The sequence below is a fragment of the Candidatus Rhodoblastus alkanivorans genome (assembly GCF_022760755.1).
Classification (GTDB): Bacteria; Pseudomonadota; Alphaproteobacteria; order Rhizobiales; family Beijerinckiaceae; genus Rhodoblastus; species Rhodoblastus alkanivorans.
Map to the genome: position 1 here is coordinate 845,023 of NZ_JAIVFP010000001.1, position 14,867 is coordinate 859,889.

Consider the following 14,867-nt stretch of genomic DNA (forward strand, 5'->3'; position numbering starts at 1 on the left):
CCAGACCTATTCATTCTCCTGTTTCGTCACCAGGGCGACCTTCTTGAAGCCGGCCGCCGTGAGATCGGACATGACTTGGGCGACCCGGCCGTAAGGCACCTGCTTGGAGGCGCGGACATAGACACGCTCGTCGGCGCCGCCGCTGACCCGCCCCTGGACGGCGGAAACAAGATCGGAATCGGCGATTTTCTGGTCCATCAGATAAAGGTCGCCGTGGTCGTCAATGGAAATGGCGATCGGCTTCTTGTCGATATTGAGTTCGCCCGCCTTGGTCGCCGGCAGGTCGACCGGCACGCCGGAGGACAGAAGCGGCGCCGCGACCATGAAGATGATGAGCAGCACCAGCATGATGTCGATGAACGGCGTCATGTTGATGTCGGCCATGGCGCGATAGCGCGGCACGCCGCGCCGGCGCCGCCCGCCTTTTCCGCCTGTCGGAACCGCCATTCCCATATCCGACTCCTTCAGGCCGCGTTGCTGCGCTGTCCAGCGTGCTGGTCGATCTGCCGCGACAGGATGGCGGAAAATTCGTCGGCGAAACTCTCCATCCGGGCCTGGGTCTTGGCGACGTCGCCGGAGAGCTTGTTATAGGCGATCAGGGCGGGAATGGCTGCGAACAGGCCGATCGCCGTGGCGAACAGGGCCTCCGCAATGCCCGGCGCGACCACTGCGAGCGAGGTGTTCTTGGAGGCGGCGATCGAGCGGAACGAGGTCATGATGCCCCAGACCGTGCCGAACAGGCCGACGAAGGGGCCGGCCGAGGCGACCGTGGCCAGCACCAGCAGATTGGACTCTAGCTTTTCCACTTCGCGCGCGATCGAGACGTCGAGCACTTTTTCGATGCGCGACTGCAGGCCGACGAAAGAGGCGTGGGCGTTCTGGAACGAGCGCTTCCATTCGCGCATGGCGGCGACGAAGAGGGAGGCGGTCGCGACCGTCGGGCGCGCCGAGAGCGAATGATAAAGGTCCTCGAGCGAATTGCCGGACCAGAACAAATTCTCGAAATCCTCGATCGCGGCGCGGGCGCGGCGGATGAGCAGGGTTTTGTTGATGATGATCGCCCAGCACCAGACGGAAGCCGCGAGCAGCCCCAGCATCACCAGTTTCACCACGATGGAGGCGCTCAGGAACATGTCGAAGACGGAGCCCGTCCCGGCGGCGACGAGCGGCGTAGCGGCGATTTCGTTCATGAAAGCGGTCCTCGCAAATCCTGCGGCGCGCGGATGGCGTTTCGCGCGCGAACATCTGCCGTGGGAATCGGTCATTTCTACGGCCCGGATCGATAAAGTCGAGCCGACGCCTTTTACCGCCAGTTAAGCGCGTTGCATGGTTAACAATGGGTTATAATTTGTGAAGAGCTTAGCCAAGCTCAAGCTTTTCGCGGATTTCGCGCGGCAGGCGGCGGGGCTTGCCGTCGGCGAGCGCCGCGATCAGGACTTTGGCCGTGAATAAAATGTCGGCGTCGCGCCGCACGATCTGCTCAAGTTCGATCACGGCCGCGGAGATTTTTATTGGCCGCGTTTCGACGGTCAGTAGATCGTCCATGCGCGCCGGGCGCAGAAATTCGAGCTGCATCCGGGCGACGACGAAAAACAAGGCGTCGCCGCTCTCGCCCGAATGGATCGCGCCCTGATGGAAGCCGAGTTCGCGCAGCATTTCGGTGCGGGCGCGCTCGATGAAGCGCAGATAATTGGCGTGATAGACGATGCCGGTGAAATCCGTGTCCTCGAAATAGACGCGGATGGGGAAGAGGTGGCGGCCGTCGCGTAAGGCGCCGTGCGGCAGGACAGGTTCGGGCGGCATGGATCAGCCGTCGTCCTCGGAAAAAAGGCCCATCTGCGGCGCCTGAGCCTGGGCCGGAACGGCCAGCCCCAGATGACGGAAGGCGAGTGGCGTCAGCATTCTTCCGCGCGGGGTGCGGTTCAGAAAACCCTGTTGCAGCAGATAGGGCTCGATAATGTCCTCGATGGCGTCGCGCGGTTCGGAGAGCGCGGCGGCGATGGTTTCTATGCCGACCGGTCCACCGCCGAAATTGACCGCGACCATGTCGAGATAGCGCCGGTCCATCTGGTCGAGACCGATAGAGTCCACGTCCAGCAGTTTCAGCGCCCGGTCGGCCACGTCGCGGCCCACGATCGCGTCGCCGTCGACGAGGGCGAAGTCACGCACCCGGCGCAGCAGCCGCCCGGCGATGCGCGGGGTGCCGCGGGAGCGCCGCGCGATCTCGTTCGCCCCGTCCTCGCTCATCGGGCAGTTCATGACCCGGGCGCCGCGCGCGACAATGCTCTGCAATTCCTCGACATTGTAAAAATTCATCCGGATCGGAATGCCGAAACGGTCGCGCAGCGGCGTGGTGAGGAGGCCGGCGCGGGTGGTGGCGCCGACGAGGGTGAATCTGGCGAGGTCGATCTTGACCGAGCGCGCCGCCGGCCCCTCGCCGATGATGAGATCGAGCTGAAAATCCTCCATGGCGGGATAGAGGATTTCTTCCACCGCCGGATTGAGCCGGTGGATTTCGTCGATGAAGAGCACGTCGCGCTCTTCGAGATTGGTGAGCTGCGCCGCGAGGTCGCCGGCCTTGGCGATGACCGGGCCGGAGGTCGAGCGGAAATTGACGCCAAGCTCCCGCGCCACGATCTGCGCCAAAGTCGTCTTGCCCAGGCCGGGAGGCCCGACGAACAGCACGTGGTCGAGCGCGTCCTTGCGCGCCTTGGCCGCCTCGATGAAGACTTTGAGATTCTTGCGCGCCGCCTCCTGGCCGGTGAAATCGGCGAGCGTCAGCGGGCGGATGGAAGATTCAAGATCGTCCTCGCGCCGTTCGGGTGTCACCATGCGGCTGGCGGGAGGGGTCATGCGCGAGCCTTTCCGGCGTCGTTGCGCTCGCAATGACGGAGCATGTGAATCATTGCGCCAGCTCCTTCAGGCCCCGCCGGATCAGCGCGGCGGTTTCGGCGCCTTCGCCGAGCGCTTTCAGGCTCGCGGCGATGGCTGTGGCGGCCTGGGGCCGGGCGTAGCCGAGATTGATCAAGGCGGAGACCGCTTCATGCGCCGCGGTCGAGCCCGCGGGCGCCGCTTCCGCGCCGGCGAGGGCGATGGCGCCGGCGTCCATACCGCCGAAGGCGCCGGCCTTGTCCTTCAGCTCCGAGACGATGCGCGCGGCAAGCTTGGGCCCGACGCCGGGCGCGCGGGCGACCGCCGCCTTGTCCTGCAGGGCTATGGCCGAGGTCAGCTCGGTGGGCGGCAGGATGGACAGAATGGCGAGCGCGACCTTGGAGCCGACGCCCTGCACATTCTGCAATATGCGGAACCAGTCGCGCTCGGAATCGCTTAAGAAACCGAAGAGTTTTATCGAATCCTCGCGCACCTGGGTCTCGATGGCGAGAATGGCGGCCTCGCCCGCGCGCGGCAGGTTCTGCAGGGTGCGGGTCGAGCAGGAGACGATATAGCCGACGCCATGCACGTCGAGGATCACATGATCCTCGTGCAGGGAATCCACCACGCCCTTGAGTTTGCCGATCATTTTCCGCGCTTTTTTTAAATCGCTTGGCCGATTCGCGTCGCGTCAGTTTAGCGCCGTCGGGCCGACAAGGAAAAATTACTTGCCGGCGAGCGCCGCTTCGCGTTTCCGGGCGGACCTGTGCTGGGCGTGGCAGATCGCAACCGCCAGGGCGTCGGCCGCGTCGGCGCTCAGCGCCTCGGCTTTCGGCAGCAGCACTTTCACCATCATGGCGATCTGCGCCTTTTCGGCATGGCCGGCGCCGACGACGGTCTTTTTCACCAGATTGGCGGCATATTCGGTGACTTCGAGCCCCGCGAGCGCCGGAACCACCAGAGCGATGCCGCGCGCATAGCCGAGCTTGAGGGTCGATTGGGCGTCGCGATTGACGAAAGTTTCCTCGACTGCCGCCTCATCCGGGCAATGGGCGGCGATGACGGCGGCAAGGCCCTCGTGCAGCATGCGCAGCCGCTCGGCGAGATTCTCGCCGGTCGGGGAATGGATCGCGCCGGAGGCGACGAAGGCGAGGCGCGACCCGTCGGCCTCGATCACGCCCCAGCCGGTGTGGCGCAGGCCGGGGTCGACGCCGAGGATGCGCACCATTTTCTATCCCCTGGGCCGTTCATTCCTTGGTTTTGATATCCTTGAGCTTGGCGAAGACCGAATCGAGGTCGATCTCCTCCTCCTCGGCTTCCTTTGGCTTCGGGGCGGTCCCGAAAACCTCCTCATGCGTGGTCGGCTCGTAATAGAAGGGCTGGGTCGTCTCCTCGGCGGGGGCGAGGGTCGGGCCGTGATCCTCGACTTGAGCCGGACGGTCCTTGGCGGCGCGCTGGACCTCGAAATCAAGGTCGATCTGCGAGCACAGGCCAAGGGTCACCGGGTCCATCGGGGTCAGCGACGCCGAATTCCAATGGGTGCGGTCGCGGATCGCGGCGATCGTGCTCTTGGTCGTGCCGGCGAGCCGCATGATCTGGGCGTCCTTCAGCTCGGGATGGTTGCGCACCAGCCAGAGAATGGCGTTGGGACGGTCCTGGCGGCGCGACAAGGGCGTGTAGCGCGGGCCGCGATGGCGCTTGGCCTCGGGCAGGCGGACCTTGGAGACCGCCAGTTTAAGCCGGTGCGACGAATCCTTTTCGGAGCGCTCGATCTCCTCGCGGGTCAGCTGGCCGGAGGTGATCGGATCATGGCCGCGAATCCCCGAGGCGACCTCGCCATCGGCGATGCCCTTGACTTCGAGCGGATGCAATTTGCAGAATTCGGCGATTTGATCGAACGTCAGCGAGGTGTTTTCCACCAGCCAGACGGCGGTGGCCTTGGGCATGAGCGGGGCGTTGCTCATCGGTTTCTCCTCGAATCTCTTCGTGCCGCCGGCGGACGCGCGCCTTCGCGCTCCGGCCCGGCCGAGGCTCAGCCTCAATTTTCATTCATGACGGGGATTGCGCGAATATAATGCGGACAGGCAAATTATCAATCGAATTTTCATAACGGTCATTGGCGGCTATTGGCGCGGGACAGGAGGCGGGCGTGGCCAGGGACGACGAGGAAATTTTCGCGCCGAAAAAGGCGCCGCAAAGGCACGAACTGGGCCAGCCGCTCGACGCTCTCTCGGTGGACGAATTGACCGAGCGGATCGAATTGCTGCAAGACGAGATCGGCCGGCTCTCGGCGGCGCGGGAACGCAAGAGCGCCTCGCGGACGGCCGCCGACGCCTTCTTCAAAAAGCCGTGATGACGTAGCGTCATGAGTTAAAAGGATGTTCCCCGAAGACGCATTTACCTTAATGTGATCTTAACCTTTTTGCTGCAAGGTGTTTTCGTTCCATCCGGAACCAGGCGAATTTCGCCTTGTCTGACGCCTCCCTGTTGTCGACTTGGGGAGCTGCTTAAGCGCAGCTCTCCTTTTTACGTGATGTGCGAGACGCCGCGTCAGCCGGGTTCAAACGGAGAAGTTCACGACGTTTACGCGCGCATAGGATTGGCCTAGCCGATTTGCTCGCTCGGGTCCCGTCCCTCTGCGCGATAATCCTGCAAGGGCGATCGGGCGGCGTCGATGCGCGATCGCAAACGACGCATCGCCCGCGGAACGATCCTGCCGAGCCTGCGGCCTGGTTCTTCCACCAGATAATGCAAGGGCGCTGAAACGGCCAGAGCGCACAGGCCGGTGAACATGGCGAGTCTGATCCCATTGAAATTGTAATATCTGTGAATGATCATCATGATCGGCCAATGCGTGAGATAGAGGCCGTAAGTGAAATCGGGCAGGCGGTCTAATAGCTTGATGTAAGGCGCCTTTCCGAATGCGATCCCAACCGTCAGAGTCGCGAGGGAAAAATTGCCGACCATGGCCGCGTAAGACGGGGGCAGATAGACGCTGACGTATAAAAGGGCTGCCGCAAAAAAAATGAAGCCCAGACCCATTCTTGTTTTTTCATTTGCCCAAAACACACCGTATAAAAACGCCAGAGTAATCTCGGGGCCACGCGAATCTCCTATTTGCAAGAGGGTTCCCGCCACGGGGCTCACGATGACCAATCCGAGGAGCAGCGCGTTGAAAGCTGCCCGATTCTGAAGGATCCCAAGGACGTAAACCAAAATCAATAGAGCATAGGCCCGCAGTTCATAGAAAATCGACCATTGCGCAATATTTACAATATCGCCAAGCCAATGTTCCGCATCGAACATATGTACGCCAGGCAAAGTCTGCTGTCCAAATGTGACCAGGTTATTATAGACAAGTCCGAGAGCGCCATTCTCGATATAACGTGCCGTGCTGTCCTTCTGAAATAGCCCCGTAAGTCGCCGGACAGGCACTCCCACTTCGCTAAGAGGTAGGAGTAATGTGGTGTTTATGACTGGTGACAATCCGAAGAGTGAGGTCCTGCCGGGCCGAGAACGACGGCGTCGGCGCACGTCGGCGGAGAAATTGGCGATCATTGCCGAGACGATGGAGCCGGGCATGACGGTTAGCCTTGTCGCGCGCCGTCACGGCATCGCCCCCAATCAGCTGTTCACCTGGCGGCGGCTGGCGAACCAAGGCGCCCTGACCGCGACGCAGGCCGAGGAGGACGTCGTTCCGGCGTCCGCCTACAGGGCTTTGGTCGACCAGGTGCGCGAACTGCAGCGCCTGCTCGGCAAGAAGTCGATGGAGGCCGAAATCCTCAAAGAGGCGCTTGAAGTCGCCGTAGGCTCAAAAAAACGGATGTTGCGGTCGTTGTCGCTGCCGACGCTCAATCCACGGGACGGTTCGCGATGAAGGCCGTCTGCGAAACCCTCGGCGTCGCCCGCTCGAATGTCGCCGCGCGCATTGCCGGCGGCGCGGCCAAACGCATGGGCCGACCGCCCCTGCCGGAAGACGATCTGCTCTGCGAGATCAAGGGGATCATCGCCGAACAGCCGTCCTGGGGCTACGCCCGCGTGTGGGCCGACCTGCGCCGCAAAAGACGCGCCGAGGGCGCGGCGCCGGTCAACCGCAAGCGGGTTTATCGGGTGATGAGGGCGCACGGCCTGTTGCTTCAACGTCATGCCGGCGGCGGCGAAAACCGCCGGCATGACGGCAAGATCGCCGTTCTGCGCTCCAACCTGCGTTGGTGTTCCGACGGCTTCGAGATCGCTTGCGACAATGCCGAAAAAGTCCGCGTCGCCTTCGCGCTTGATTGCTGCGACCGGGAAGCCCTCGGCCATGTCGCCACGACGGCGGGCGTCAAGGGCGAGGACATCCGCGACCTGATGGTCAGCGCCGTCGAATATCGCTTTGGCCCGGTCAATCGCCTGCCCAGCCCGATCGAATGGCTGACCGACAACGGGTCTTGCTACATCGCTGGCGACACGAAACATTTTGCCCGCGAAATCGGCCTTGAGCCGCTGACCACGCCGGTCGAAAGCCCCCAATCGAATGGAATGGCCGAAGCCTTCGTCCGCACGATCAAACGCGATTACGCGCGCGTGTCGCCACTGCCGGACGCCGAAACCGTGATCCGCTTGCTGCCGTCGTGGTTCGAGCATTACAACACACGCCATCCGCATCGCGCGCTTGGCTATCGTTCACCCCGCGAGTTCATCGCGGATCGCTTGGCCGCCGAAGCCGGAGAGTGTCTGTCCGAAACTTAAGGGGCTACAACACCTTCGTAAAGCACCACATGAGGGCAACAGTGATAACGTTAACAGCGATGAGCAGAGGATAGATGCGAAACAGGCGATGGAAAACAAAATCGTAAATGTTATCTTTGTAAAGCCTCGTTGTTAAGATATACCCGCTAAATGCAAAGAAAATGAGGACACCCGTCTGGCCTGTCCACCAATGGAACCGGAACAGTGTGAATGGGTCATGTTCGCGCGCAAGCATATAGGCGTGTTGAATGATCACAAGATACGCCGCTATGTAGCGAACAATAGTCCCATTATTTCGAAACATAATGTGTGCTCTTGGGTCAGGATTTGCGGAGTTCGTAATGGCGCCTTTGTTTTTGTTCGGCTTTTCATCTAGGAATTGTTATTGCTAAGCTCGCCTTATAGACAATGCGTTTCGGAGGCGCCGTTCGTCGGCGCATGGGCTTGCGGCAACCTAATGGACTTTGGTTTGTAATGGAAGTTGCGATGGCGCCGGCATCATCTGTGGAGGCAGGGTTAAACATTAATTCAGATTTCACGGGCATTGCCCCGCAATCGGCGTTATTCTGCTCTCTCCCTGAATGAAGGGGCGTCCACTTCGTGCGGACGCTATCCGTTGGCGCGCGGGTTGAGGTGGGGCGCATGGGTCGAACCAATATGGAGGGCGGCGAGCCCGTCTCTTTCGCGGAGCGTCTGGCGGCTTCCGAGGCGTTCAAGGCCATGTTCCGCGAGGGCATGGGCCTGGTCGAGGAGGCTGCGGCCTATCTCGACGGACCCGGAAGAGATGAGGCCAAAAGCCTGCCGCGCAACGATTCCCTCGCCTATGCCGCCGAAAGCATGCGCCTGACCACCCGGCTGATGCAGCTCGCCTCCTGGCTTCTGCTCCAGCGCGCGGTCAATGAGGGCGAATTGACCCTGGACCAGGCGGCCACGGAAAAGCGCAAGGTCAAATTGTCCTATCAGGACTGCGCCGCCGCGCCCGACGTTTTCGCCCGCCTGCCCAGGGCCCTGCGCGAACTGGTCATCGAATCCCTGCGCCTGCAGGCCCGCATCATCCATCTCGACCAATTGCTCTATCTCGACCCCAGCGCTCCGCTCTCCGCGCCCCCGGTCAGCCCGATCGAGGAACACCTTAGCCGCCTACGCGCCGCGTTCTGTTGACGGCGAAGCGGAATTTCGCGGCGGATCGAGCGCAACCGGGGCGCGACATGACCGACGCCATCAGGCCAGATGCTGCGACCATCGTCACTTTGTCCTTTCGCGGCGATCTCGACTGCTGCCGCCTGCTGTGCGAAAGCGTGGACCGTTTCGCGCCGGAAAATTTCGTCCATCGGCTTTATGTCCCGACCCGCGATCTCGCGCTTTTCGCTGGCTTCGCCAATGAGCGCCGCGTCGTGGCGTCTCAGGACCGCGATCTGCTGCCGGGCTGGATGTGGAAACTGCCCATGCCGGGGCCGCGCCTGCGCCAGCTTTTGCGCCTGCCGCGCCGCAATGTTTATCTGAGCCTCTTCAGCCCGCCGGTGCGCGGCTGGATCGCCCAGCAGATGATGAAGATCGCCGCCGCGGCGCAGGCTCCGACCGAAATCGTGCTGCATGTCGATAGCGACACTCTGTTCATCCGGCCCCTGAGCCTCGACCGGCTCGCCCGCGCCGACGGCAGGACGCGGCTTTATCAGACGCCAGACCGGATTGATGAGCCGGACCATCGCCTGTGGCATGAAACCGCGAGCCGCCTGCTCGGCTTCGCCGTCGATCCGTTCCACAATGGCGATTATATCGACCAGCTCGTGGTCTGGCGGCGCTCGACCGTGCGCCGCCTGATCGCGCGGATCGAGGAAGTCGGCGGCCGCGACTGGCGCAAGGTCCTCGCCGCCACGCCGCATTTCTCGGAATATATTCTTTATGGCGTCTTTGCGGATAATGTTCTCGGCCTCGCCGCCGCCGGCCATTGGCCCGATCCGCGCTCGCTGTGCCATTCCTTGTGGACTGACCGGCTCCAAAGTGAAGAGGAGGAGCGCGCCTTCATCGCGGCCCTGCGCCCCGACCACATCGCCTGCCTGCTGCAATCGACTTTGCCGCTCGGTCTCGACGAGCGCCGCGCCTTCAACGCCCGCATCGTGGATCAGGCCGCGGGCCAAGACGCGGGCCAAGACGCGGGCCAAGACGACGCGGCGTGATCATTTTCCTTTCGGTTGATAGAGGGGATAGAGCGCGCCAAAGGACAATTTTCCCATCACGCCGGCAAGGCGGAAGCCAAAATCGGCGCGTTGGTCGGCGCCCTGGAACAGGTAGAGCGGCGCGCGGGCTGCGAGGAGCCCGGCCTGGACAAAAGCCTTGGCGCGGATGATCCAGCGCGCCGCCCGCGGGTGGGCGCCGCCGCGCGCGACGGCACGCGCGAAATGCTGGCCGCCGGCATAGAAGCGCCGCTGGAGATAAGTCCTCTGACAGCGCTCGGCCGGGACGAATTCGGACACGACGGCGCCGGGCAGCCAGGCGAAACGCCGGCCCCGGCGCTGGAGGCGGCAGAACAGGTCATAATCCTCGCCGCCGCTGACGCCCAGAGCCGGATCGAAGGGCTCGCGCTCAGTGAGGGTCGTGGCGCGGCGAAAAACGGCGTTATTGGTGGCAAGCCCGATCCCGTGGATTTTTTTTGGCCCGAAGGCGAATAATTCGAAAGAAGCCGGCCGGTCGAGTTCGCGCGAAAAGACCATGCGGGCGGCGCGCGGCGCCTGATCCGGCTTTTCGAATGTGGCGATCACCCGGCCAAGCCAGGCGTCGAATGGTTGTTCTCGCAGCGCGCTGGAAAGGCCGGTGAGCCAGCCCGGTTCGAGACATTGGTCGTCGTCGATGAAGGCGACGAAATCCGTGTCGCCGGCGGCCACGCCGGCGTTGCGCGCAACCGAAATATTGGCCGGATGGGCCTCGATCCAGCGCATCGGGATCGGGCTTTTTGCCGCCTCCTCCGCGACGACGGCGCGGGCGAGACCCTCATCGCTGTTGTCCACCACGACGACGCTGACCGAAAGGCTGTCGGGAAGCTCCTGCGCAGCGACGCTTTTCAGCAAGGCGCGCAAAAGATCGTTGCGATGAAAGGTGCAGATGACGATGGAAAGCCCGATGCGGCTCATGCGGACCTCTTGGGGCGCGGAAATGGCCGCCAGCTCGTCAGGGCGATGAGCAGCGTGACGATATTGGCGTAAGGATTGTTGCGCATATAGAGGGTCGCCTCGGTGAAATTGTGCAGGAGATGGAGGAACAGCACGAGGGCGATCATGGTGAAGACCGGCCGGGCGCCGGGGGCGTCGCGGGTCTCGATGGCGCGCCGCGTGGCGCGGCCGATCGCCGCGAAAACCGACCAGATGGCGATGAGCGTCGCGATCAGCCCGATATGGAGCCAGAGTTCGAGATAGCCGTTATGGGCCTGGTTGATGAGCCCTACGGGAGAATCCCCCAGCCAGGTGCCGGGCTCGAGCTTGCGCAACGGATCGTCGGCGAAGCCGACGTCCCAGAAGGCGCCATAGCCATAGCCGAACCATTCATGTTTCATCGCCGAATGATAGGCGAAGGCCCAGAGCTCATTGCGGCCGGTAAAGGTCGGGTCGGCGACGAAGGCGACCAGAATTTTGTAATAATCGAAATCGAAAAAGATCAGGATCGCGCCGATCGCCGCGACCAAAGCCGCTACGCCGGCGAAAGCGAGCAGAGCGAAACGCGGCCCGAGCTTTTGCGCGGCGTAGAACATCGCGCCGATGGCGAGGCCGAGGACCAGAAGGCCGATCGAGGTCTTGCTGTCGGTGAGGACCAGGAAAAAGGTCGAGAGCAGGGCGCTGGCGATCCCCAGAAAACGGCCGCTCCAGCTTGCGCAGCCAAAAGTCCAGGTCACGGCGATGACCACCGTGACCATAGCGACGATGCCGGCCACGTTCTTCTGGATATAAAGGCCCTTGACGCCGATGTCGGAAATGGCCTGCGCCGGCCAGACCACGACCAGGGCGAGATTGATGATGATCACCGCCGTCATGAAACCGAACAATTTGGTATGGAAGGCGCGCATGTTATCCACGCCGACCGCGACGCCGATCGCCGCCGCGCTGATGCAGACGAGCAGCGCCGCGCGCCTGATGGTCAGGTCGGGAAATTGCGACCAGACGGTGCTGGCGAGGCTGATCGCCAGCACCAGGAACATCGCCCAGTTCTCCCGCATGGCGAGCAGGAGCTGGCCACGCCGCGGCCACATGACGACGAACGACAGGAAACAGAGCGACACGCCGGCGACCTGGACCAGCGGGCTGCCTTCGACGCGGTTGTCGACCGAGGTGATGGTGAAGGGCGTGAGCCCGATATAGGTATATTCGAGAAAGGCGTAGAGCAGCAGGTCGTGAACCGGCGTGAACCACGCCGGCTGCGCCGCCGCGCTGGATTTTCTCGTCCGGGCGCGCGGAACGGCCGCCGATGGCGCGACATGCGCGGCGGTCATTGCGCGGCGGCCGTCGGCGCGAGGGAGGCGGAATGTTCGCCGCCAAGCATCGGGCAGATGCGCGCGGCGAGCGCCTTGCCGAAAAAGGCGTTGCCGGTTCGATTGAGATGGCCGAAGCCGGCGTTGGCGCCGAAGCCATGGAGATCGGCTCCGGTCGCGCGCACCCGCGCGCGGGCCTCTTTCTCGACGTCGAAGAAGGGCGCGCCGGCCTTTTGCGCGAGCTGGCGCCATTCGTTGCGGATCGGCTCGGGCCCGATCGGCTTGTTGCTTTCGCCGTCGGCGTCGGGAACGATGGTCACGGCGAAGGGAATGTCTCTGTTGCGCAGCGTTGCCGCCATTTCGTCAAAGGCAAGGTCGCGGCCCTGCTGGAAGGAGCGATAGACGGCGGGGTCGATTTTCGGCTCCCCTTTGGGCGTATCGGCCTCGGCGGCCTCTTCGCGCGCGATGCGGCGATATTGGATGGCGTATTGGATGAGCCGGCTATGGTCGCTCAGCCTTTGCAGCCAGGCGGCGAAAGCCGAGGATTTGGCTTTGAACTGTGGCGTGTCCTTATAGGCGTAATCGATGCGCGTCTTGCCGTCCGGGCCCCGCTCCAGGCGCGGCGACAGGTTTCTGGTCGGGTCGAGGTCGCCGGGAACAACAAAGCTGTTGGTCTGGAGGAGGACGAAATCGGGCTTGAGCGACAGGCCGTAATCGCGCAGCAGCAGATATTGCTGGTGGATGGTGTAGCCGTCGACGCCGAGATTGATGGTCTCGATCTGGCGCCCGGCCAGCGCCGGGCATTCTTTCAAAGCGTCGCCGAGCTGCGCGACATAGCCGTCCTTGAGCGCGACCTGAATCGCCATCGTATAGGAATTGCCGACGACCATCAGGCGGAAGACGCCCGGCGGCTTGGCCCTGGAATGTTCGACGTCATGAAAGCCGTGGGAATTGAGCGCGATTTCGGAAACGCCTTCGTTCGACTGAATCCCATGGGCATAGGGACGCCCGGCATAGCCGAGTTCCGGCAGGTCGTGATTGTAATTGGCGCGGCCGTAAGCAAGCGTCGAGACCGAGCCGTAGCTGACGGCGCGCATGCCGAGTTCGATCGCGCCCAGAGCGACGGCGGCGCCGGCGGCGACGGCGCCCGCGCCGACGACGACCGCCCTAAAAGTTGAAATAGATGAAGGGCGAGGCGCCATGGCGAATCCCCGTGAGCGAGATGACGAAAAGGACGATCGTCGCGGCAAAGCCGGTGAAGGCGAAGGGCGCGAAGAGGCGGCCGAAATCGCGGACAGAAGGGCGCGGCGCGCGGCCGAACGCCTTCAGCCGGGTCTCCGCCCAGGCGATGACCTGCTGCGAATTGGGAGAGAGAAAAGCGAGCGCCAGCAGTCCGGCGATCCAGGGCCAGGGCGATTCCTCGAGGCGGCCGATCAGGGCGTGCGGATATTCAGGGGCGACGGCATGAGGCGGCGGCGCGTTGAAGGCGACCATGCCCTCCAGCACCCGGATCGCGCCTTCGAGGCTCGACGCGCGGAAAAACACCCAGCCGACCACCACGGCGAGGAAGGTTAGCCCCCAGCCGAAGGGCGCCATCCAGGCGCGCCAGGCGATCCCGAATTTTTCGCGCAAGCCGGTCACAGCGTGATTGACGACCAGATAAAGGCCGTGCAGCGCGCCCCAGATCAGGAAAGTCCAGCCGGCGCCGTGCCACAGTCCGCCGAGCAGCATGGTGATGAAGAGATTGAGATAGCGGCGCAGGAAGCCGAGCCTGTTGCCGCCGAGCGGGATATAGAGATAGTCGCGCAGGAAGCGCGACAGGGTCATGTGCCAGCGCCGCCAGAAATCGACGATCGACCGCGCCTTGTAAGGCGAATCGAAATTGAGCGGCAGTTTGATGTTGAACATGCGCGACAGGCCGAGCGCCATGTCGGTATAGCCGGAAAAATCGAAATAGATCTGGGCGGTATAGGCGAGCGCGCCGCTCCACGCCGCCGCCGCGCCAAGGGGCCCGTGGCCATTGAAGACATGGTCGGCGAAGGGTGCGACGGAATCGGCGAAAACCACTTTCTTGACCACGCCCATCAGGAACAGGGCAAGGCCGAAGGCGATATTGGCGGGAACCGGCCTTTTGTTCGAGGGATCGGCGAATTGCGGCATCATTTCCGCATGATGCAGCACCGGGCCGGCGATGAGATGCGGGAAATAGGTCACGAACAGGAAATAATTGCCGATATTGCGTTCCTTGACCTTGCACTTGAAGCTGTCCACCAGAAAAGCGATCTGGGTGAATGTATAGAAGGAAATGCCGAGCGGCAGGACGACTTTGATGAAGGAAAGTTCTGCGGTCGAGACCCGGTTGATGGTGTCGATCAGCCAGTTCATATATTTGAAATAGATCAGGCAGCCGAGATTGAGCGCGAGGCCGCTGATCAGAAACACTTTGGCGCGGTGGGGGCTTTTTTCGTGCGAGCGGGCGATGGCCGCGCCGATCGTGTAATTGACGAGAATCGAGGCGCAGAGCAGGAAGGTCAGCCGCCAGTCCCAATAGGAATAGAAGGCGAGCGAGGCCAAAGCCAGAAAGGCGACGCCGAACCGTCCGTTCAGGCGCGAGGCGAGAAAATAGCCGGCAAAGGCGATCGGCAGGAAGCCAAGCACGAAGGCGAAGGAATTGAACAGCATCGGCGTTCCGAACCTTTCTCCGCCGATATAGCCTCAAGCCGCGCCTTTCCTTGGTGAATGGACATGCTGAATCGCGCTCATTTTACGAGTCATGGCGCCTTTCAGGTTAATGGAATTGATCAAATTT

General features: G+C 62.7%; 16 protein-coding genes. 4 read left to right on the plus strand and 12 right to left on the minus strand.

The genetic code is table 11. The features are described from left to right. Positions 1-6: 6 nt before the first annotated feature. The 7 genes from tolR to K2U94_RS03990 all read right to left on the minus strand — a co-directional run bounded on the left by tolR (position 7) and on the right by K2U94_RS03990 (position 4,835). Positions 7-453: a protein TolR gene (gene tolR / locus K2U94_RS03960; protein ID WP_243065965.1), complete on the minus strand. Its 447-nt coding sequence runs from the start codon at positions 451-453 to the stop codon at positions 7-9. Positions 454-464: 11 nt separating this feature from the next. Then, on the minus strand, positions 465-1,190 hold the full coding sequence (gene tolQ / locus K2U94_RS03965; RefSeq protein ID WP_243065966.1) for a protein TolQ: 726 nt from the start codon (positions 1,188-1,190) through the stop codon (positions 465-467). 169 nt (positions 1,191-1,359) lie between these two features. After that, a complete protein-coding gene (gene ybgC, locus K2U94_RS03970) occupies positions 1,360-1,803 on the minus strand; it encodes a tol-pal system-associated acyl-CoA thioesterase (RefSeq protein ID WP_243065967.1) in 444 nt (147 codons plus the stop codon). Positions 1,804-1,806: 3 nt separating this feature from the next. Further along, positions 1,807-2,853: a Holliday junction branch migration DNA helicase RuvB gene (gene ruvB / locus K2U94_RS03975; RefSeq protein ID WP_272884841.1), complete on the minus strand. Its 1,047-nt coding sequence runs from the start codon at positions 2,851-2,853 to the stop codon at positions 1,807-1,809. A gap of 49 nt (positions 2,854-2,902) precedes the next feature. After that, positions 2,903-3,520, minus strand: coding sequence for a Holliday junction branch migration protein RuvA (gene ruvA, locus K2U94_RS03980; protein WP_243065968.1), 618 nt, complete (start codon positions 3,518-3,520; stop codon positions 2,903-2,905). Between the two features lie 75 nt (positions 3,521-3,595). Continuing rightward, on the minus strand, positions 3,596-4,099 hold the full coding sequence (gene ruvC, locus K2U94_RS03985) for a crossover junction endodeoxyribonuclease RuvC (RefSeq protein ID WP_243065969.1): 504 nt from the start codon (positions 4,097-4,099) through the stop codon (positions 3,596-3,598). Positions 4,100-4,118: 19 nt separating this feature from the next. Further along, entirely contained in the window at positions 4,119-4,835 is a 717-nt protein-coding gene (locus K2U94_RS03990) for a DUF1013 domain-containing protein (RefSeq protein ID WP_243065970.1), read from the minus strand. A gap of 185 nt (positions 4,836-5,020) precedes the next feature. Between K2U94_RS03990 and K2U94_RS03995 the strand changes: the two genes are divergently transcribed. Beyond that, on the plus strand, positions 5,021-5,224 hold the full coding sequence (locus K2U94_RS03995; RefSeq protein ID WP_243065971.1) for a DUF1192 domain-containing protein: 204 nt from the start codon (positions 5,021-5,023) through the stop codon (positions 5,222-5,224). 251 nt (positions 5,225-5,475) lie between these two features. On the opposite strand, the gene K2U94_RS04000 is transcribed toward K2U94_RS03995, so the two are convergent. Further along, complete coding sequence (locus K2U94_RS04000; protein WP_243065972.1) at positions 5,476-6,177, minus strand: acyltransferase family protein; 702 nt, start codon at positions 6,175-6,177, stop codon at positions 5,476-5,478. A 166-nt stretch (positions 6,178-6,343) separates the two neighbouring features. Between K2U94_RS04000 and K2U94_RS04005 the strand changes: the two genes are divergently transcribed. The 3 genes from K2U94_RS04005 (at position 6,344) to K2U94_RS04015 (ending at position 9,779) form a co-directional block, all read left to right on the plus strand. Next, a protein-coding gene (locus tag K2U94_RS04005) for an IS3 family transposase (protein ID WP_243065398.1) occupies positions 6,344-7,602 on the plus strand; the annotation gives its coding sequence in 2 pieces (ribosomal slippage) (positions 6,344-6,683 and positions 6,683-7,602; 1,260 coding nt in all). 642 nt (positions 7,603-8,244) lie between these two features. Beyond that, the gene (gene rcdA / locus K2U94_RS04010) at positions 8,245-8,763 is read left to right on the plus strand and encodes a protease adaptor protein RcdA (RefSeq protein WP_243065973.1); all 519 of its coding nucleotides are present in this window, start codon (positions 8,245-8,247) and stop codon (positions 8,761-8,763) included. Positions 8,764-8,810: 47 nt separating this feature from the next. Beyond that, complete coding sequence (locus tag K2U94_RS04015) at positions 8,811-9,779, plus strand: DUF6492 family protein (RefSeq protein WP_243065974.1); 969 nt, start codon at positions 8,811-8,813, stop codon at positions 9,777-9,779. On the opposite strand, the gene K2U94_RS04020 is transcribed toward K2U94_RS04015, so the two are convergent. The 4 genes from K2U94_RS04020 to K2U94_RS04035 are packed head-to-tail and all read right to left on the minus strand — an operon-like array spanning position 9,780 to position 14,740. After that, complete coding sequence (locus tag K2U94_RS04020) at positions 9,780-10,730, minus strand: glycosyltransferase family 2 protein (RefSeq protein ID WP_243065975.1); 951 nt, start codon at positions 10,728-10,730, stop codon at positions 9,780-9,782. After that, on the minus strand, positions 10,727-12,079 hold the full coding sequence (locus K2U94_RS04025) for an O-antigen ligase family protein (protein ID WP_243065976.1): 1,353 nt from the start codon (positions 12,077-12,079) through the stop codon (positions 10,727-10,729). Before K2U94_RS04025 ends, K2U94_RS04020 begins: the two co-directional genes overlap by 4 nt. After that, positions 12,076-13,260: an SGNH/GDSL hydrolase family protein gene (locus K2U94_RS04030; RefSeq protein ID WP_243065977.1), complete on the minus strand. Its 1,185-nt coding sequence runs from the start codon at positions 13,258-13,260 to the stop codon at positions 12,076-12,078. Before K2U94_RS04030 ends, K2U94_RS04025 begins: the two co-directional genes overlap by 4 nt. Next, positions 13,226-14,740 (minus strand): MBOAT family O-acyltransferase, encoded by a 1,515-nt coding sequence (locus tag K2U94_RS04035; RefSeq protein WP_243065978.1) that lies wholly within the window; start codon positions 14,738-14,740, stop codon positions 13,226-13,228. Before K2U94_RS04035 ends, K2U94_RS04030 begins: the two co-directional genes overlap by 35 nt. Between the last annotated feature and the right edge of the window lie 127 nt (positions 14,741-14,867).